We start from the raw sequence: 16,811 nt of genomic DNA, 5'->3' as shown, positions 1-16,811 counted from the left end.
CGGAAGAGGGAAGAGCGGAAGGGGAAGGGGAAGGGGGGTGGGGCAGACGAGTCGGGCTGTACGCCGGGTTCTGTACCCCGGGACCTCGCGGTCGTCGGGGTGACGGCCATCCATCTAGGACCGGCGTTGCCGCCGGCCTCGTGCGGTCTACCCGCGGACTCGGGCAGGCTGCCCTCGATCGTCCGCGCAGGGCCGCTTCTTACGGCGGCCCCTCTTGACCTTGCTCCGGGTGGGGTTTACCTAGCCGCCTGAGTCACCTCAGGCGCTGGTGGTCTCTTACACCACCGTTTCACCCTTACCGAGGACCGAAGTCCAAGGCGGTCTGTTCTCTGTGGCACTGTCCCGCGGGTCACCCCGGGTGGCCGTTGGCCACCACCCTGCCTTGTGGAGCCCGGACGTTCCTCGGGAAGATCGAAGATCTCCACGCGGCCGTCCGCCCGGCTCGTCTGCCGTACCGCCCATGCTACCCGCCACCGGACGGCCCACCGGCCGCGCCCCCGCCCGCGGCGATCAAGGATGCCGGCCCTTGACCCTGCCGCAGCGTCAACGTTTCTAATGAGGCCATGCGGATCTCGGAGATCGCCGCGCTGGTAGGGGTGACCACGCGGGCCGTCAGGCACTACCACCACCTCGGCCTGCTGCCGGAGCCGGCCCGGCTCGCCAACGGCTACCGGCAGTACTCGGTACGGGACGCCGTCGCGCTCGCCCGGATCCGGCGCCTCACCGAGCTGGGCCTCGGCCTGGACGAGGTGCGGGACGTGATCGCCGACGACGCCGGGCGCGAACCGGCCGACGTACTGGCCGAGTTGGACGCGGATCTGGCGCGCCAGGAGGGGGAGATCCGGGCCCGCCGGGTACGTCTCGGCGCGCTGCTCGCCCGGGCCGCCGAGGGGCCGTTGACGCCCGAGGACGAGCTCTCGCCCGAACTCGCCGAACTTCTGGCGGAGTTGGGGACTGGGGAGTCCGCGTCTTTGATGGCCGCCAAGGACCGCGAGCTGCTGGCCCTCCTGGAGACGGCCGCGCCGCCCGGCGAGCGGGACCGACTGATGGCCGCCATACGGTCCACGGCCGCGACACCCGGCGCCGCCGAGCGGGCGCACCGGGTGTACGCGCTGCTCGACGAGCTGGCGGACGCGGAGTCGTCGGACCCCCGGGTGGAGGTGGCGGCCCGGGCACTCGCCGACTGCCTGCCCCCCGAGCTGAGGACGCAGATCGCCGCGAACGCGGGGGCCGCCGCCGCGGCCGACCAGGGGTTCCTCAAGGCCTTCCTCGCCGACTTCGCGCCCGCTCAGGCCGAAGCGGTCCGGCGGGCCATGCGGATGATTTCCGAGAAGGGTGGGACGGACGGATGAGGCACGGATTCCTTCCGGAGCCGGTAAGGCGGCTGGCCGCGCACGAGGGACGGGTAATGAAGAGCCTCGCCCTGTGGATCGGCCGCAGGCGCCACCAAGTGGGGCCGGACGACCGGGCGTTCGGGTACGCGAGCCCGCAGACGGCGACGGTGTACGGGCTGGCGTTCGTCTGCGTCGTCGAGACGGTGGGGGTGTCGTTCATGGTGCGGCAGTGGCCGGTGGTGCACGCCGTCCTGCTCGTGCTGGACGTCTACACGGTCCTCCTGGTCCTGGGCATGCAGGCCGCCGCCGTGACCCGGCCGCATGTGCTGACCGCGCGGTCGCTGCGGGTGCGCGCGGGCGCCCGGGTGGACCTGCCGATCCCCCTGCACCACATAGCCGCTGTGCGACGGGAGTTGAAGTTCCAGGCGTCGGGCGGGGAGGCGCGGGACGACGTCCTGGAGCTCGCCGTCGGCGCCCAGACCTCCCTCACGCTGGAGCTGGCCGAGCCCGTCACCCACGTACCACTCCTGGGAAAGCCGCGGGAGGTGCGGACCGTACGGTTCCACGCGGACGAGTCCGGGGAGCTGGCGAAGGCGCTGCGGTCCCTGGTCGCGTAAGAGGCGCGTCGCTCAGGCGGGGGTGAACAGGACCTTCGCGCTGCCGGGGTCGGCCTGGGTGAGGCGGACCCTCAGGCGTTCGCCGAGCGGTAGCGGGCCGCCGCCCTCGACACGGGCCACCACCGCCGGGTCGCTCAAGTGGACTGTTCCGACGCTTGGTTGCTGCTCCTTCACGTCGACGACGGTCGCCTCGAACAGCTCGCCCACCCGGTCCTTGAGCAGCGCCGCCTCGACGATGTCCACGCACTCGCGCTCCACGGTGTTGGCGCGGCTGGTGCCCCGCGCCATCTCCTGGGGCAGCTCGCCGAGGGCGGCGGTCACCCAGTCCGGGGGATCCTGTCCCGCGACGGCCGCGAGGCACAGCTCGCCCGCGTACCGGTCCACGAGGCGGCGCAGTGGGGCGGTGCAGTGCGTGTACGGGGCGGCGACCGCGGCATGCACGGCGAGTTCGGGCGGGGTGTGCCCGGTGAACACGGTGTACCCGGCGCCGCGCAGCAGCGTCGTGCACTCCTGGAGGAAGGCGGCGTGGTTCGGCTCGCGCGGGTCGAGGGAGCGGACGACCGCCGCGTACGGGACGTGGTGGGGCCAGTCGATGCCCAGCGCCTTCGCCGAGCGGCGCAACCGGGCGACCGCGCCGTCCGGGGCGCTGGGCAGCGTCCGCAGGATCCCGGTGCCGTACGCCAGCATCAGCTCGGCGCCGGCGATGCCGGTGAGCAGCGAGATCTGGGCGTTCCAGCCATCGGCGGCCAGGGGGGCGCGGTAGGTGAGGTCGTAGCGGTGGTCGTGCTCGACGATCTCCTGCTCGGGGACGTTGAGCGAGATGCCGCCGCGCGCGACCTCCTGCTGTTCGCGCAGGGTGCCGATGTCGCGCAGCAGGGCGAGGGACTCGGGGGCGGTGCCGGCGTCGATCTGCTTCTGGACGCCCTCGTAGTCGAGTTTGGCGCGGCTGCGGACCAGGGCGCGGCGCACGTCGGTGGCGGTGGTCGCGCCGTCCGCGTCCAGGTCGACGCACCAGAGCAGCGCGGGGCGGGCCCCGTCGGGGAGCAGGCTCGCGGCGCCCTCGGACAGGACGGCGGGGTGCAACGGGGTCTTCTCGTCAGGGAAGTAGAGGGTGGTCACCCGGCGATGGACCTCGGCGTCCAGGGCGCCGCCCGGCGTGACGAACGCGGCGACGTCCGCGATGGCGTAGTACACCCGGTATCCCCCGCCCGCCCGGCGTTCCAGGTGCATGGCCTGGTCCAGGTCGGTGGAGGTGGGCGGGTCGATGGTGAAGAGCTCGATGCCGGTGGCGTCGTAATCCGGAAGCCGCGGCGCCTTGGCCGCCCGCTCCGCCTCGGCGAGCACATCGGCCGGAAAGTCCGGGGGAACGTCCAAGGACGTCCGCAGCGCACTGAGCGCGGCGCGCAGGGGGGCTTCGGCGGCGCCCTGTACGTGGAGATGACGGCGGGGCATGTCTTCGAGCGTAGGGGAGGGAACCCGAATCAGCCCCTCCGGCGCCTGGGCAGAGCCCCGGAAGCCTCTCCGGTGCCGGGAACCCGAATCAGCCCCTCCGGCGCTTGAGGAGCGGGGTCCGGGGCAGAGCCCCGTGCGGCCCCCGGAGGCTCTCCGGTGCCGGGAAGCAAAACCAGCCCCTCCGGCGCTTGAGGAGCGGGGTCCGGGGCAGAGCCCCGTGGGGCGCGGGGAGGCTTTCCGGTGCCGGGAACCCAAATCAGCCCCTCCGGCGCTTGAGGAGCGGGGTCCGGGGCGGAGCCCCGTGGGGCCCCCGGAGGCTCTCCGGTACTGGGCACCCCCGGCCAGGTCAAGCACAGCGCAGCGCCCCCGTACCCTGGCCGCAGGGGCCGCACCCCCTCCCCGTACGTACAAGAAGGAGAATCGCCGTGCTGGTGCTGTTGCCGCCCTCCGAAGGAAAGGCCGCGTCGGGGCGCGGGGCGCCCCTGAAGGCGGAATCGCTGTCCCTGCCCGGGCTCGCGCAGGCCCGCGCGGCCGTCCTCGACGAGCTCGTCGAGCTGTGCGCCGCCGACGAGGACAAGGCCCGCGAGGTACTCGGCCTGAGCGAGGGCCTGCGCGGCGAGGTCGCCAAGAACGTCGAGCTGCGCACGGCGGGGACGCGTCCGGCCGGGGAGATCTACACCGGCGTGCTGTACGACGCCCTCGACCTCGCCTCCCTGGACGCGGCCGCCAAGCGCCGGGCCGCGAAGTCGCTTCTGGTCTTCTCGGGGCTGTGGGGCGCCGTGCACACCGGCGACCGCATTCCGTCCTACCGCTGCTCGATGGGCGTGAAGCTGCCCGGCCTCGGCGCGCTCGGAACGTACTGGCGAGGCGTGATGGACCCGGTCATGACCGAGGCCGCGGGCACGGGCCTCGTCCTCGATCTGCGCTCCGCGGCGTACGCCGCCGCCTGGAAGCCGAAGGGCGCCGTAGCGAGCCGCACCGCCACCGTCCGGGTGCTGCACTCGGCGATCGTGGACGGCGTGGAGAAGCGGTCGGTGGTCAGCCACTTCAACAAGGCGACCAAGGGCCGGATCGTCCGCGATCTGCTGACCGCCGGAGCCGCCCCCGCCGACCCCGCGGAACTGGTCGAGACCCTGCGGGGCCTGGGTTACGTCGTGGAGGCGGAGCCGCCCGTCAAGCCGGGCCGACCCTGGTCGCTGGACGTGGTCGTGACCCAGATCCACTGAGGCGGAACCCGGTTATCGTTGCAGCATACGCAACGAGCGTTGCACACACCGCAGGGCACCGGCAGGATGGGCGCATGACGCCCCCCGCCGCGCCCTCCCCCGCCGCTGCCTCCGTACTGGATCTCGCCCCGGTCGTCCCCGTCGTGGTGATCGACGACGCCGCCGACGCCGTGCCGCTCGCGCGGGCGCTGGTGGCGGGCGGGCTCACGGCGATCGAGGTGACCCTGCGTACGCCGGCCGCGCTGGACTCGATCCGGGCCATCGCCGCGGAGGTGCCCGGCGCGGTCGTCGGGGCGGGCACGGTACTGACGCCGGACGCGGTGGCCGACGCGGTGGACGCCGGAGCCCGCTTCTTGGTGAGCCCCGGCTGGACGCCGAACCTGCTCGCCGCGATGCGGGCGTCAGGCGTGCCGTTCCTGCCCGGGGTCTCGACGGCGTCGGAGGTCGTGGCCCTGCTCGAACAGGGCGTGAGCGAGATGAAGTTCTTTCCGGCCGAGGCGGCGGGCGGCACGGCCTACCTCGCCGCCCTCGCCGCCCCACTCCCCCGGGCCCGCTTCTGCCCGACCGGCGGCATCACCCCCGCCTCCGCCCCCGCGTACCTGTCCCTGCCGAACGTGGCGTGCGTAGGCGGCAGTTGGATGCTCCCCCGCCCCGCGATCACCGCCCACGACTGGCCCCACATAGAAACCCTGTCCCGCAAGGCCGCGACACTGATGCCCTGAACCCCCGCCCCCATCAAGAGAGTTACCCCCGAGCACCCCAGGGGCACGAGGAACTGCGCGACCAGCCACCCACGGCCCGCAGGACCGAGAGGGTTGAAGGGGCGCGAGGAACTGCGCGACCAGCCACCCACGGCCCGCAGGACCGAGAGGGTTGAAGGGGCGCGGGGAACTGCGCGAGAAGCGACCACGATCCGCAGAGCGAAGAGGGTGTAGGGGCGCGAGGAACTGCGCGAAAAGCGACCACGCCCCGCACCCGAAAGCGGCGTTAGGGGGCGCGAGGAACTGCGCGACCAGCCACCCACGGCCGGCAGGGCCGAGAGGGTTGAAGGGGCGCGGGGAACTGCGCAAACCGCCCCAACCGGCCCGCACCCGAAAGCGACCCCCACCCCAAGCCCCCCACCCCCCAAGCCCTACCGCAGGTGCCCCGTATCGTTCAGCCCCCGCACCGACGCATTGCCGTCCCCGTAATACGCCACCGACGAAATCGAGGCCGCCGAGAGTTCCATGCGGAACAGGGACTCCGGCGGCGCCCCCAGGGCCAGCCTGACCAGGGTCTTGATCGGGGTCACATGGGTCACCACGAGCACCGTGCGCCGGGGATGCGCGGCGATCACCCGGTCCCGGGCCGCCGAGACCCGCCGGGCCACCGTGGCGAAGCTCTCGCCCCCGCCCGTCGGGGCCGCCTTCGCGGAGCCGAGCCAGGCATCGAGATCGTCGGGATAGCGCTCGCGGACCTCGCCGAAGGTCAGCCCCTCCCACGCCCCGAAGTCCGTTTCGCGCAGGCCGTCCTCGATGTGCACGTCGAGTCCGAGGCGGCCCGCCACCGCGGCCGCGGTCTCGCGGCAGCGACGCAGCGGGGAGGAGACGATCGCCTGGACGGTGCCGCGCTCGGCGAGGGCGGCGGCGACCCGCTCGGCCTGGTCGCGCCCGACGGCCGACAGCTCGGGGTCGGTGCCGCCGCTGCCGGAGAACCGCTTGAAGGGCGTGAGCGCGGTCTCGCCGTGCCGCAGCAGCACGAACGTGGCGGGCGCCCCGAGATCGGCGGAGGTCCCCCAACCGACACTGGGCGCGGCCTCAACAGCCGTGTCCAGTACGGGAGTTGCCCCTTCGACGGCAGCCACGCCCGCCGAGGCATGCGCACCCGCCCCGGCACCCGCGCCCACCAGACCGCCCCCGGCCACGGAACCCGCACCGCCTCCGGAACCCGCACCGTGCGCCGAGCCCGCCGCATGGACGGCCCCAGCCGGCGCCGCCCCGGCCGGCGCCGCCCCCGCCAGCGCCGCCCCCGCCAGCGCCGCCCGCGCCCGCGCCGCGCCCGCCGCCGCGTCACCCACCACGCGAGCCGCACCGGCGTCGGCCGCGGACGCCTCGGCCGCGGACGTCAGGTCGGCCGTGGAGCGCGAGGGCGACCACCGCTCACCCCGCCTGCCCGCGTCCATCGCCTCGTTGGCGAGCCGGTCGGCGTGCTTGTTGCGCTCGCGCGGGATCCACTCGTACGACACCTGCGAGGGCGGCAGGACGCGGGCCGCCTCGGCGGCGAGCGGTTTCATGTCCGGGTGCTTGATCTTCCAGCGGCCCGACATCTGCTCGACGACGAGTTTGGAGTCCATACGGACCCGCACCCGCGCCGCCGGGTCGAGCGCGCGGGCGGCGCGCAGGCCCGCGATGAGGCCCTTGTACTCGGCGACGTTGTTCGTGGCGACGCCGATGAACTCGGCGGCCTCGGCGAGCGTCTCGCCGGTCGCCGGGTCGAGGACGACCGCGCCGTAGCCGGCGGGGCCCGGGTTGCCCCGGGAGCCGCCGTCGGCCTCGACGACGAACTGCCGATCCGCGACGGGCGACGAGGGCACTTACAGACCCGATTCCGAGGTGCGCACCAGGATGCGGCGGCAGTTCTCGCAGCGCAGCACGGTGTCCGGAGCGGCCGCCTTGACCTCGTTGACCTCGGTGATGTTGAGCTCCAGACGGCAGCCCTCGCACCGGCGCTGGAAGAGGCGGGCGGCGCCCACGCCACCCTGCTGGGCGCGCAGCTTGTCGTAGAGCTTGAGCAGGTCGGCCGGCACGGAGGCGGCGACGACCTCGCGCTCCTTGGTCGCCGAGGCGATCTCGGCGTCGAGCCCGGCGAGGGCGGCGTCGCGGCGGGCGGTCGCGTCGTCGGCCTTGGCCTGGACGGAGGAGACCCGCTCGGTCAGCTCGGCGGCCCGCTCCTGCGCGGCCTCGCGGCGCTCCATGACTTCGAGGACGACGTCCTCCAGGTCGCCCTGGCGCTTGGCGAGCGAGACGAGCTCGCGCTGGAGGCTCTCCAGGTCCTTGGGCGAGGAGACCGCGCCCGAGTCCAGGCGCTGCTGGTCGCGGACGGCGCGCTGGCGCACCTGGTCCACGTCCTGCTCGGCCTTGGTCTGCTCGCGAGCGGTGTCGCTCTCCTCGGTCTGCGAGGCGACCAGCAGGTCACGCAGTTGCGTGAGGTCCTTGTTGAGCGATTCGATCTCGGCGTGCTCGGGCAGCGAATCGCGCTTGTGGGCGAGCTGCGACAGGCGTACGTCCAGCGCCTGTACGTCGAGGAGGCGGATCTGGTCGGCGGGCGCGGCGTTCAGTTGGGGGCTCCATCAATAGAAGGGGAGGTGTGGTGGGCGGACCACGGGTCCGTGACCGTCTTCGAGACGTGGACCCTCAGGTCCCAGCCGTGGCGGTCGGAGATCTCGTCGAGCTGGGCGGCGGCCTGCTCGCACCAGGGCCACTCGGTGGCCCAGTGCGCGGCGTCGACCAGTGCGAGCGGTCCGTGCTGTACGACCTCGGACACCGGGTGGTGGCGCAGGTCCGCGGTGAGGAAGGCGTCGGCTCCCGAGGCGCGTACGGCGTCGAAGAGGCTGTCGCCGGAGCCGCCGCTGACCGCGACCGTCCTGATCACCGCGTCGGGGTCGCCCGCGACGCGCAGGCCCTGCGCGGTGGCGGGCAGCCGGGCCGCGGCGTGGGCGCCGAACTCGCGCAGGGTCATCGGGTGGTCGAGCTCGCAGACGCGGCCGAGGCCGCGACGGCCCGCGGGGTCGCTCGGATCGGGCACCAGCGGCCCCGAGACGCGCAGGTCGAGGGCGCCCGCGAGGGCGTCGCTCACCCCGGGGTCGGCGGTGTCGGCGTTGGTGTGGGCGACGTGCAGGGCGATGTCGTGCTTGATCAGGGTGTGCACCACGCGGCCCTTGAAGTGGCCGGCGGCGACCGTGGTGGTGCCGCGCAGATAGAGCGGGTGGTGGGTGACGATCAGGTCGGCGCCCAGCTCGACGGCCTGGTCGGCGATCTCCTGGACGGGGTCGACGGCGAACAGGACCCGGCGCACCTCGGCGTCGGGGTCGCCGCAGACGGTGCCGACGGCGTCCCACTTCTCGGCCCGCTCGGGCGGCCAGAGGGCGTCGAGCGCGGCGATGACTTCAGACAGACGGGGCACGCACACAGGTTACCTGCGCTCCGCGCCCCACCGGTCGGCCGCCGGTGGCTCCCTCACGACAGGGCGGCCGGCCTGTCCTCCCGGACGCCTCGCGGCGGCGGATCCAGGACGACGGCGCCGCGACGGAGGGTCGCCCCGGTACGCCCGACCTCGCACTAATCGTTCCTGCACATCCACCTCCCCGGCCACCGGCGAATCGCCCGACCGCCACCCGTTGGTGTGAAGCCAGTGGTCTCGTGTTGTCCGGCTCGACGTGCGCTCCCTAGCTTCGGTGGCCGGAGGTGAGCCATCTGATGACGGCTTTGGCCATCGAGACCGCCGCCGAGGGCGGCGCGGTCAGGAGTACGGGATTCGCGATCACGGCGAACGGTGCGTACGCCGCGAGGCTGGTGCGCGACGAGGGTGGGAGCGCGGCCTGGTTCCCGGAGCGCTGGACGCTCGACGGGCCCGAGCCGTACGCGGTGCCGCTCCCCGGCAACCAGCCGGAGGAACCGGACGCCGGGGTGCTGCCCATGGCGGACGGACGGGTGCTCATCCACCGCCGGATCGCGGACCGGCACTCCTTCGCCCTGCTCTACCCCACCGGCCCCGCCACCGGCGAGCTGCCGCTGGGCGCCGTCGACGCCGGGCCGGACGCGCTCACGCTGCTGCCGCCCTCCCCGGACGGCAGCTGCGCCTACGCGCTGGCGGCGGGCCCCGACTCCACCGCGCTGTGGCTGGTGGCGGGCGGCGCGTTCGGGCCCGAGCTGGTGGCGAAGGTCCCCGGGCACTGCTCGGGCGGGGTGTGGCTGGACCGCACCGGCCGGATGCTGGCCCTCGACCGGGAGCTGGGGGGCCGCACCAAGACGGTCACCGTCGACCTGGAGCGCGGGGGTGAGGTCACCGAGCTGCTCCAGATCACCGAGGACAGCGACGACCGGCTGCTGCTCGCGGACCCCGACAGCGGACTGCTCCTGATCCGCTCGAACGCCCCGGGCCACGACCGGCTCGGCTGGGGCGTGCTCGGCTCCGCGCTCCCGGTGCGCTTCCCCGAGTGCCTGCGCCTGGCGGACGCGGCGGTCACGCCGTTCGCCGTGCAGCCGGGCCAGGTGCTGATGCCGGAGTCCTGCGCGGTGGCCCTGCGCATCGACGCGGCGGGCGGCACCTGGGTCGGCGTGTGGCGTCCCGCGGGCCGCCATCTGCATCAACTGGCCGCACCGCAGGGCTGGTTGGCGGGTGCGGGGCTGTGGACACCCAAGGGCGTGCTGAGGCTCCCGTACGCCACTCGGACGAATCCCTGCGCGGTGCTCGACCTGCCCGCCCCACCCGACCCTCCGCCGGCTCCGGCCGGCCCCGCGCCGGGGCCCGCGCGGCCGGCCGCGGCCAAGCCCGTACCGCTGGGACAGGCGCCGCTGACCGGCCGTCGGCCGCCGTCGGGTGATCGTTAGAATCTGCGCGCGGTACCAGGCATACGCAAGACGACTACGGGGTGACCACAGCTCATGTCCAACCAGATCGACACCCGTCCGCAGGAGACGGCGTCCGAGAGCGCCGGCCGGCACCGGGGTGGTGCGGCCTCCACCGAGGACTCGGCGACACCGGCCCACGGCCGCCACCGGCGCGAGGAGAACGCGCCCCGGCACGCCTGAACGGGCGCGCCGGACGAGGCCCCCGGGGTGACCGCCCCGGGGGCCTCGTGCGTTCCACAGGACCGCTCAGCCCCGCTTGAGGCCCAGCACCTCGGCCGCCGCGAAGGTCTCGCCGGCGGGCCTGTCCTCGTAGTAGGGGGAGAGCAGCTCGTCGAGTTCCCCGTACGAGAAGACCTCCTTGGCGGTGTCGAACTTGGCGGCCACCCGGGGCCGTTCGACGATCGCGACCATCCCGCCGTGCACCACCAGGAGCTGCCCGTTGACCTTGCCGGCCGCGGGCGAGGCGAGATAGCCGACCAGCGGCGAGACGTGCTCGGGCGCCAGCGGGTCGAGCTGTCCCTCCCCCGGCTCCTGGAACCCCTGGAAGACGTCCTCGGTCATCCGGGTGCGGGCGCGCGGGCAGATCGCGTTGGCGGTGACGCCGTACTTGGCGAGCGCGAGGGCGGTCGAGGTGGTGAGGCCGACGATGCCGCCCTTGGCCGCCGCGTAGTTGGGCTGGCCGGCCGAGCCCGCCAGGAAGGCCTCGGAAGAGGTGTTGACGATGCGGCCGTAGACCGGGCCGCCTGCCGCCTTGGACCGCTCGCGCCAGTGCGCCGCGGCGAAGTGGGTGGTGTTGAAGTGACCCTTGAGGTGCACATGGATCACCGAGTCCCACTCGGCCTCGCTCATCGAGAAGATCATCCGGTCCCGCAGGATGCCCGCGTTGTTGACCAGGATATCGAGCTTTCCATAGGTGTCGATCGCCAACTGGACGAGTTCTCGCGCCTGTTGGTGGTCGGCGACGTCCCCGGTGTGGGCGGTGGCCCGTCCGCCCGCGGCGCGGATCTCGGCGGCCACCTCCTCGGCGGGGCCCGTCGACGCCTGCCCGGAGCCGTCGCGGCCGGGCTGCCCGAAGTCGTTGACGACGACGGACGCGCCGAGCCGGGCGAGTTCGAGCGCCTCGGCCCGGCCGAGCCCGCGTCCGGCCCCGGTGACGATCGCGGACAGGCCTTCAAGTGGCAGTGCTGCCATGCCGGTTGGGTCCTCTCACAAGGGGTGCGCGGATGGGGGCGGCGGGTCAGATCTCGATGCAGGTGCGCAGGGCTTCGCCGCTGCGCATCTGGTCGAGGGCGTCGTTGATCCCGGCGAGCTGCACCCGGTGGGTGATCAGCCCCTCCAGGTCGATGCGGCCCGCCCGCCACAGGGCGATGGCCCGCTCGTAGGAGCGCAGCACGTCACCGCCGCCGTACAGGGACGGCAGGATGCGCTTCTCGTCGAAGAACAGCTCGAACATGTTGACCTGGAAGAAGTCGTCCATGGCGCCCGCGCCGACCACGCACAGGGTGCCGCCGCGCCGGGTGTTCTCGTACGCGGTGCGGGCGGTCGCCGAGCGGCCGACCACCTCGAAGACGTAGTCGAAGCCCTCGCCCGCGGTGATCCGCTGCTTGGCGTCGGCGAACTCCTCGGGCGAGACCGCCTCCGTCGCGCCGAACCTGAGCGCCGCCTCGCGGCGGGACGCCACCGGGTCGACCGCGACGATCTGGGCGGCGCCCCGCACCCGGGCGCCCTGGATGGTGGAGATGCCGACGCCGCCGCAGCCGATGACCGCGACGGACGAACCGGCCTCCACCTTCGCGGTGTTGATGGCCGCGCCGAGCCCGGTGGTCACCCCGCAGCCGATCAGCGCGGCGATCTCGTACGGCACGTCGTCGGGGATCGGGACGGCGCAGCCGGCCGCGACGACGACCTCCTCGGCGAAGGTGCCGGTGCCCGCGAAGCCGAACACATCGCCCCCCGCACGGCGGAAGTTGGGGGTTCCGGCGTTCATGAATCCGGCCAGACAGAGCTGGGTCTGGCCGCGCTTGCAGGACGGGCACGCCCCGCACGCGGGCAGCCAGCACATCAGGACCCGGTCGCCCTGCTTGAGCCCGGTCACCCCGTCGCCGACGTCGATGACCTCACCCGCCCCCTCGTGGCCGGGCACGAACGGCGCGGGCTGCGGCAGCACCCCGCTCATCGCCGAGAGGTCGGAGTGGCACAGGCCGGTGGCGCGGACGCGGAGCTTGACCTTGCCCGGGCCGAAGCCGGTCGCCTCCATGTCGTCGACCACGTCGAGCTTGTCCTGGCCTATCTCGTGCAGTACGGCTGCGCGCATGGTGCGGCTCCCCTCAAGTGCCGGAAAACACGGCTCAGTTGTGTTCCACGATCGTGTCGGCGAGGACCGGCGCGTCGTCGCGCTCGACGGCCGTGACCGACACCTGGACGCGGCCGGGGCCCGACCACATCCGGATGCGCAGGGTCTCGCCCGGGAAGACGACCCCGGTGAAGCGGGTGGCGTACGAGCGGACGCGGGTCACGTCCCCGTCGAGCAGGGTGTCCACGACCGCCTTCAGCGTCATCCCGTAGGTGCACAAGCCGTGCAGGATCGGCCGGTCGAAGCCGGCGAGCTTGGCGAAGTCGGGGTCGGCGTGCAGCGGGTTCCAGTCCCCCGACAGGCGGTAGAGCAGCGCCTGTTCCTCGCGGACGGGGCGCTCGACGACCTGGTCGGGGGCCCGGTCGGGCTGCTCGACGCGGGCGGAGGGCCCCCGGTCCCCGCCGAAGCCGCCCTCGCCGCGCACGAAGATCTGCGCGTCGCTGGTCCACAGCGGCCCGTCCGCGTCGGCGGCCTCGGTGCGCAGGACCAGGATGGCCGCCTTGCCCTTGTCGTAGACGGCAGCGACCTTCGAGGTCGAGGTGGCCCGGCCGGCCACCGGGAGGGGCCGGTGCAGGGTGATGGCCTGCCCGCCGTGGAGCACCGCCGCGAGGTCCACGTCGATGCCGGGCGCGGAGAGCCCGCCGACCACGCCCATACCGGCGCCCGCGACGGTCGCGAACGAGGGCAGCACATGCAGCCGGGACTCCAGGGTGTAGCGCAGCTCGTCCGGATCGGTGGCGGGGACGCCGGCCCCCAGGCCCAGGTGGTAGAGCTGTACGTCCTTGTGGTCCCAGGCGATCTCGGTGGACCGGGGCTCGGCGGCGACCGCCTGCGCGGCGTCAATGGGCATGTGGATGCTGCTCCTTGAGCGTTGTGCGGGCACGGGAGAAGACCTCGGTGCGGCCGTCCGCACCGTCGGCCACACCGAGGTCGTACTGGACCGGACCGAGGACCCGCCCTTGGGTTCTAGAACGCGTTCTAGGCCGATGGCCCCCAGGTATAGCGCACGCCCCGGCAGTTGTGAAGGCTCCTGACGCCACGTCAGATCCGGTGGGCGGAAAGGGTCCCCGCCCGCCCCGAGGGGGCCGTGCCATGACATTTGTCCTGCCCAGCTCCGTACAAGCGCATCTGGGGCGCACCCCCTGCCGCTCCGTAGCGTTCGGGACATGACGCAGACGACGACACAGAGCGCCACCGCGGTCCGCTTCAGCGGGGTGGTCAAGTCCTATGGGGCGGTACGGGCCGTGAGCGGCGCCGAACTCACCATCGGGCGCGGCGAGACCGTGGCGCTGCTCGGCCGCAACGGGGCCGGCAAGTCCACCACCATCAGCCTGCTGCTCGGCCTGAACGAGCCCGACGCGGGCGAGGTGGCGATCTTCGGGCGGAGCCCCGAGCGGGCGGTGCGGGACGGGCTGGTGGGGGCGATGCTCCAGGAGGGCAGCCCGATCCCCCGGGTGACCGTGCGGGAGCTGGTGTTCTTCATCGGCAGCATGTACCCGCGGCCGATGCCGGTCGCCGAGGCGCTCGCCCTCGCGGGGCTCACCGAGTTCGCCGACCGCCGGGTCGACAAGCTCTCCGGGGGCCAGACCCAGCGGGTCCGGTTCGCCATGGCCCTCGCGGGCAACCCCGAACTGCTGCTCCTGGACGAGCCGACGGCCGCGCTGGACGTCGAGGCGCGCCGCGCGTTCTGGGAGTCGATGCGCACCTACGCGGCCCGCGGCAACACGGTGCTGTTCTCCACCCACTATCTGGAGGAGGCCGACGACAACGCGGACCGCATCGTCGTCATCGACCAGGGCCGCGTCGTCGCCGACGGGCCCGGCGAGACCGTCAAGCGGGCGGCGGGCGGCAGCCTGGTCTCCTTCGACCTCGCGGGCATGGCGACCGAGGGCCTCTCCCGGCTGCCGGGCGTCGTCACCGTCGAGATCCACGGCGACCGGGCCCGGCTGCGCACCGACGACTCGGACGCCACCGTCGTCGCCCTCGCCGCGATGGGCGCGGTCCGCCGCCTCGAAGTGGCGCCCGCGAGCCTCGAAGACGCCTTCCTCTCCCTCACCGCACACGAAAGCGAGACCGTCTGATGTTCGAGTACATCAAGCTGGAGATGCGGCGCACGCTCCGTGACGCCTCCTTCGTGATCTTCGGTATCGGGATGCCGGTGCTGATGTATCTGCTCTTCACCAACGTCGGCGGCGGCCAGAACGGCGACGCCGAGTGGAAGGTCTCCTCGATGGTGGGCATGGCGGCCTACGGGGCGCTGGGTTCGGCCCTCGGCGTCGGTACCGGCGTCGCCTCCGACAAGTCGATCGGCTGGCTGCGGCAGATGCGGATCGCCCCGCTCCCGCCGACCAGGGTGGTGTCCGGGCGCGCGATCAGCGGCTCGGTGACGGTGCTGCCCGGCATCCTCGCGGTGCTCCTGTCCGGCGCGCTGATCAACGGCGTACGCCTGGACGCCTGGCAGTGGGGTGCGCTCACGCTGCTGCTGTGGGTGGGGGCGCTGCCCTTCACGATGCTCGGCCTCGGCAACGGCTACCGCCTCTCCGCCCAGGCCACCGGCGTCGTCAACGTCGCCTGCCTGATGGGCCTCGCGATCCTGGGCGGCCTGTGGTTCCCGGTGTCCGCCTTCCCCGGCTGGCTGCGGAAGATCGCCGAGTACACTCCGACCCACCGCTTCGCCGACCTCGGCTGGGCCACCTCGCAGGGCCACGCCCCGGGTGCGGCCACCCTCGCCCTGATGACAGCCTGGCTGCTGGTCTTCGGTGCGTACGCCGTGGTCTCCTACCGACGGTCGGCGCGAACGGCCTGAGCGGCGGCCCCATGAACCGGCGCCCGCCGCACCACCCCACGCATGACCAGCCGAACCTTGAGCCGGGCCCTGAACCGGACCTTGAACCGGACTTTCAGCCGGACCTTCAGTACGGGGAGAACACGTTGCCATCACTGCTGCCGAAGCTGCCGCCGCGGGGTGAGAAGGCCACCGAGTTCCCCGGCCCGCCCGCCAACGGGTACACCTTCCTGCCGTGGCTGTTCATGGGCACGGGCGCCGCCCTGGAGGTCGCCAAGGGCAAGGTGGCCCACCCATGGCTCGGCGGCCTCGGCATCCTCGCCTTCGCCGTCCTGTACGCGGTGGTCGCCTTCCGCGCGTTCGACAAGCGCCGGCGCGAGGAGCGGGCGAGCCTGGTCCTGCTCGGCGCACTCGCCGCCGTCACCTACGCCCTGGGGATCGGCTACGGCGGGCTCTGGCTGCTGTTCTTCCCCCTGCTCTCGCTGGCCTGCGGCGCGGTGCTGCGGGACAAGCGGCTCGGCGTCGTGATCATCACGCTCGCGGGCTCGGTCGGGGTGATCTCGGGGTTCAAGACGGGTGACCCTTGGGCCAACATGACCATCGCGTACGGGACGTTCCTGTCCGGCATGGTGATCGCGGCGCTGCTCTCGCTCTCCGAGACGGTCCGCGAACTGCGCGACACCCGGCAGGAGTTGGCCCGTACCGCGGTGGAGAAGGAGCGTCTGCGCTTCTCGCGCGATCTGCACGACCTGCTGGGCCACACCCTTTCGGTGATCGTGGTGAAGTCGGAGGCCGCCCGCCGGATCGCCCGGCGTGACCTGGACGCGGCGCTCGGCCAGGTCGCGGACATCGAGTCGGTGGGCCGCCAGGCCCTCACCGAGATCCGCGAGGCCGTGACCGGCTACCGCGAGGGCAGCCTCGCCACCGAACTGGACCGGGCCCGCTCGGCGCTCAGCGCCGCCGAAGTCGAGCCGGTGGTACGCCAGTCGGGCCCGCCGCTGCCCGCGCAGGCCGAGGCGTTGCTGGGCTGGGTGGTCCGCGAGGCCGTCACCAACGTCGTGCGCCACAGCGCGGCCACGCGCTGCGAGATCGCGGTCGAGGGCACGCCGGAACGGGTGACCCTGACCATCACCGACAACGGCCGCGGCGCGCCCACCGCGCCCGCCCCGACCCCCCGGATCGGCGGCACGGGCCTCAAGGGCCTGACCGAACGCCTGGCCGCCGCAAGCGGCTCCCTGACCGCGGGCCCCGCCCCCCGCACCGGCTTCCGCGTCACAGCCGAACTCCCGGTGGACCCGGCGGACACGGCCCTGGACGCGGAACTGACAACGGGGCCGGCGGGGCACTGAGCCGCCTCCACGGACTGGTTGGGTGCCGCCGCGCATGAGGCTGCCCCGCCCTTCCCCGAGGGGTGGGATTGGCGGGGCGCGTGGTA

The 16,811-nt window shown here is 73.4% G+C and carries 16 protein-coding genes and 1 other RNA gene; 9 read left to right on the top strand and 8 right to left on the bottom strand.

Annotated features, from left to right (window positions below; translation table 11 throughout):
• Window positions 1-43: 43 nt before the first annotated feature.
• An RNA gene (gene rnpB, locus N4G70_RS03585) (RNase P RNA component class A) lies at window positions 44-445 on the bottom strand.
• A gap of 118 nt (window positions 446-563) precedes the next feature.
• Here rnpB and N4G70_RS03580 point away from each other — a divergent pair.
• Complete coding sequence (locus N4G70_RS03580) at window positions 564-1,352, top strand: MerR family transcriptional regulator (protein WP_261710879.1); 789 nt, start codon at window positions 564-566, stop codon at window positions 1,350-1,352.
• A 56-nt stretch (window positions 1,353-1,408) separates the two neighbouring features.
• Window positions 1,409-1,951 carry a hypothetical protein gene (locus N4G70_RS03575; protein ID WP_261710878.1) on the top strand — a complete coding sequence of 181 codons (543 nt, stop codon included), beginning with the start codon at window positions 1,409-1,411 and terminating at the stop codon, window positions 1,949-1,951.
• 12 nt (window positions 1,952-1,963) lie between these two features.
• On the opposite strand, the gene N4G70_RS03570 is transcribed toward N4G70_RS03575, so the two are convergent.
• Window positions 1,964-3,403: an RNB domain-containing ribonuclease gene (locus N4G70_RS03570; RefSeq protein WP_261710877.1), complete on the bottom strand. Its 1,440-nt coding sequence runs from the start codon at window positions 3,401-3,403 to the stop codon at window positions 1,964-1,966.
• Window positions 3,404-3,828: 425 nt separating this feature from the next.
• On the opposite strand from N4G70_RS03570, the gene yaaA reads away from it, so the two are divergent.
• Both yaaA and eda read left to right on the top strand, forming a co-directional pair.
• On the top strand, window positions 3,829-4,629 hold the full coding sequence (gene yaaA, locus N4G70_RS03565) for a peroxide stress protein YaaA (RefSeq protein ID WP_261710876.1): 801 nt from the start codon (window positions 3,829-3,831) through the stop codon (window positions 4,627-4,629).
• 74 nt (window positions 4,630-4,703) lie between these two features.
• Complete coding sequence (gene eda / locus N4G70_RS03560) at window positions 4,704-5,351, top strand: bifunctional 4-hydroxy-2-oxoglutarate aldolase/2-dehydro-3-deoxy-phosphogluconate aldolase (protein WP_261710875.1); 648 nt, start codon at window positions 4,704-4,706, stop codon at window positions 5,349-5,351.
• 410 nt (window positions 5,352-5,761) lie between these two features.
• On the opposite strand, the gene N4G70_RS03555 is transcribed toward eda, so the two are convergent.
• From N4G70_RS03555 to N4G70_RS03545, 3 genes are read right to left on the bottom strand one after another with little or no spacing between them, the layout of a single operon-like run.
• Window positions 5,762-7,201, bottom strand: a complete 1,440-nt coding sequence (locus N4G70_RS03555; RefSeq protein ID WP_261710874.1) for a bifunctional RNase H/acid phosphatase — start codon at window positions 7,199-7,201, stop codon at window positions 5,762-5,764.
• Window positions 7,202-7,945, bottom strand: a complete 744-nt coding sequence (locus N4G70_RS03550) for a C4-type zinc ribbon domain-containing protein (RefSeq protein WP_315904227.1) — start codon at window positions 7,943-7,945, stop codon at window positions 7,202-7,204.
• Window positions 7,942-8,790 carry a Nif3-like dinuclear metal center hexameric protein gene (locus N4G70_RS03545; protein ID WP_261710872.1) on the bottom strand — a complete coding sequence of 283 codons (849 nt, stop codon included), beginning with the start codon at window positions 8,788-8,790 and terminating at the stop codon, window positions 7,942-7,944. Before N4G70_RS03545 ends, N4G70_RS03550 begins: the two co-directional genes overlap by 4 nt.
• Before the next feature lie 293 nt (window positions 8,791-9,083).
• Between N4G70_RS03545 and N4G70_RS03540 the strand changes: the two genes are divergently transcribed.
• Both N4G70_RS03540 and N4G70_RS03535 read left to right on the top strand, forming a co-directional pair.
• A complete protein-coding gene (locus N4G70_RS03540; protein WP_261710871.1) occupies window positions 9,084-10,217 on the top strand; it encodes a hypothetical protein in 1,134 nt (377 codons plus the stop codon).
• A 54-nt stretch (window positions 10,218-10,271) separates the two neighbouring features.
• Complete coding sequence (locus tag N4G70_RS03535; RefSeq protein WP_261710870.1) at window positions 10,272-10,418, top strand: hypothetical protein; 147 nt, start codon at window positions 10,272-10,274, stop codon at window positions 10,416-10,418.
• Window positions 10,419-10,484: 66 nt separating this feature from the next.
• On the opposite strand, the gene N4G70_RS03530 is transcribed toward N4G70_RS03535, so the two are convergent.
• Genes N4G70_RS03530 through N4G70_RS03520 form a run of 3 tightly spaced genes read right to left on the bottom strand, consistent with a single transcriptional unit; the run spans window position 10,485 to window position 13,441 of the window.
• The gene (locus tag N4G70_RS03530) at window positions 10,485-11,429 is read right to left on the bottom strand and encodes a 3-oxoacyl-ACP reductase (RefSeq protein ID WP_261710869.1); all 945 of its coding nucleotides are present in this window, start codon (window positions 11,427-11,429) and stop codon (window positions 10,485-10,487) included.
• Between the two features lie 46 nt (window positions 11,430-11,475).
• Window positions 11,476-12,552 carry a Zn-dependent alcohol dehydrogenase gene (locus N4G70_RS03525; RefSeq protein ID WP_261710868.1) on the bottom strand — a complete coding sequence of 359 codons (1,077 nt, stop codon included), beginning with the start codon at window positions 12,550-12,552 and terminating at the stop codon, window positions 11,476-11,478.
• A 34-nt stretch (window positions 12,553-12,586) separates the two neighbouring features.
• A complete protein-coding gene (locus N4G70_RS03520) occupies window positions 12,587-13,441 on the bottom strand; it encodes a MaoC/PaaZ C-terminal domain-containing protein (RefSeq protein WP_261710867.1) in 855 nt (284 codons plus the stop codon).
• Between the two features lie 316 nt (window positions 13,442-13,757).
• On the opposite strand from N4G70_RS03520, the gene N4G70_RS03515 reads away from it, so the two are divergent.
• The 3 genes from N4G70_RS03515 (at window position 13,758) to N4G70_RS03505 (ending at window position 16,725) form a co-directional block, all read left to right on the top strand.
• On the top strand, window positions 13,758-14,672 hold the full coding sequence (locus N4G70_RS03515; protein ID WP_261710866.1) for an ABC transporter ATP-binding protein: 915 nt from the start codon (window positions 13,758-13,760) through the stop codon (window positions 14,670-14,672).
• A complete protein-coding gene (locus N4G70_RS03510; protein ID WP_261710865.1) occupies window positions 14,672-15,397 on the top strand; it encodes an ABC transporter permease in 726 nt (241 codons plus the stop codon). The genes N4G70_RS03515 and N4G70_RS03510 overlap by 1 nt, the downstream gene beginning before the upstream one ends.
• A gap of 125 nt (window positions 15,398-15,522) precedes the next feature.
• A complete protein-coding gene (locus tag N4G70_RS03505; RefSeq protein ID WP_261710864.1) occupies window positions 15,523-16,725 on the top strand; it encodes a sensor histidine kinase in 1,203 nt (400 codons plus the stop codon).
• Window positions 16,726-16,811: the final 86 nt, after the last annotated feature.

Source organism: Streptomyces sp. ASQP_92 (genome assembly GCF_025399895.1).
Classification (GTDB): Bacteria; Actinomycetota; Actinomycetes; order Streptomycetales; family Streptomycetaceae; genus Streptomyces.
This window is presented reverse-complemented; position numbering and strand designations above follow the sequence as displayed.

What these genes read in the sequence shown, in the direction of transcription:
- N4G70_RS03515 (WP_261710866.1), top strand. Translation starts at nt 13,758, where the DNA reads ATGACGCAGACGACGACACAGAGCGCCACCGCGGTCCGCTTCAGCGGG.
- N4G70_RS03530 (WP_261710869.1), bottom strand. Translation starts at nt 11,429, where the DNA reads ATGGCAGCACTGCCACTTGAAGGCCTGTCCGCGATCGTCACCGGGGCC.
- N4G70_RS03540 (WP_261710871.1), top strand. Translation starts at nt 9,084, where the DNA reads ATGACGGCTTTGGCCATCGAGACCGCCGCCGAGGGCGGCGCGGTCAGG.
- eda (WP_261710875.1), top strand. Translation starts at nt 4,704, where the DNA reads ATGACGCCCCCCGCCGCGCCCTCCCCCGCCGCTGCCTCCGTACTGGAT.
- N4G70_RS03510 (WP_261710865.1), top strand. Translation starts at nt 14,672, where the DNA reads ATGTTCGAGTACATCAAGCTGGAGATGCGGCGCACGCTCCGTGACGCC.
- N4G70_RS03575 (WP_261710878.1), top strand. Translation starts at nt 1,409, where the DNA reads ATGAAGAGCCTCGCCCTGTGGATCGGCCGCAGGCGCCACCAAGTGGGG.
- N4G70_RS03535 (WP_261710870.1), top strand. Translation starts at nt 10,272, where the DNA reads ATGTCCAACCAGATCGACACCCGTCCGCAGGAGACGGCGTCCGAGAGC.
- N4G70_RS03525 (WP_261710868.1), bottom strand. Translation starts at nt 12,552, where the DNA reads ATGCGCGCAGCCGTACTGCACGAGATAGGCCAGGACAAGCTCGACGTG.
- N4G70_RS03520 (WP_261710867.1), bottom strand. Translation starts at nt 13,441, where the DNA reads ATGCCCATTGACGCCGCGCAGGCGGTCGCCGCCGAGCCCCGGTCCACC.
- N4G70_RS03580 (WP_261710879.1), top strand. Translation starts at nt 564, where the DNA reads ATGCGGATCTCGGAGATCGCCGCGCTGGTAGGGGTGACCACGCGGGCC.
- N4G70_RS03570 (WP_261710877.1), bottom strand. Translation starts at nt 3,403, where the DNA reads ATGCCCCGCCGTCATCTCCACGTACAGGGCGCCGCCGAAGCCCCCCTG.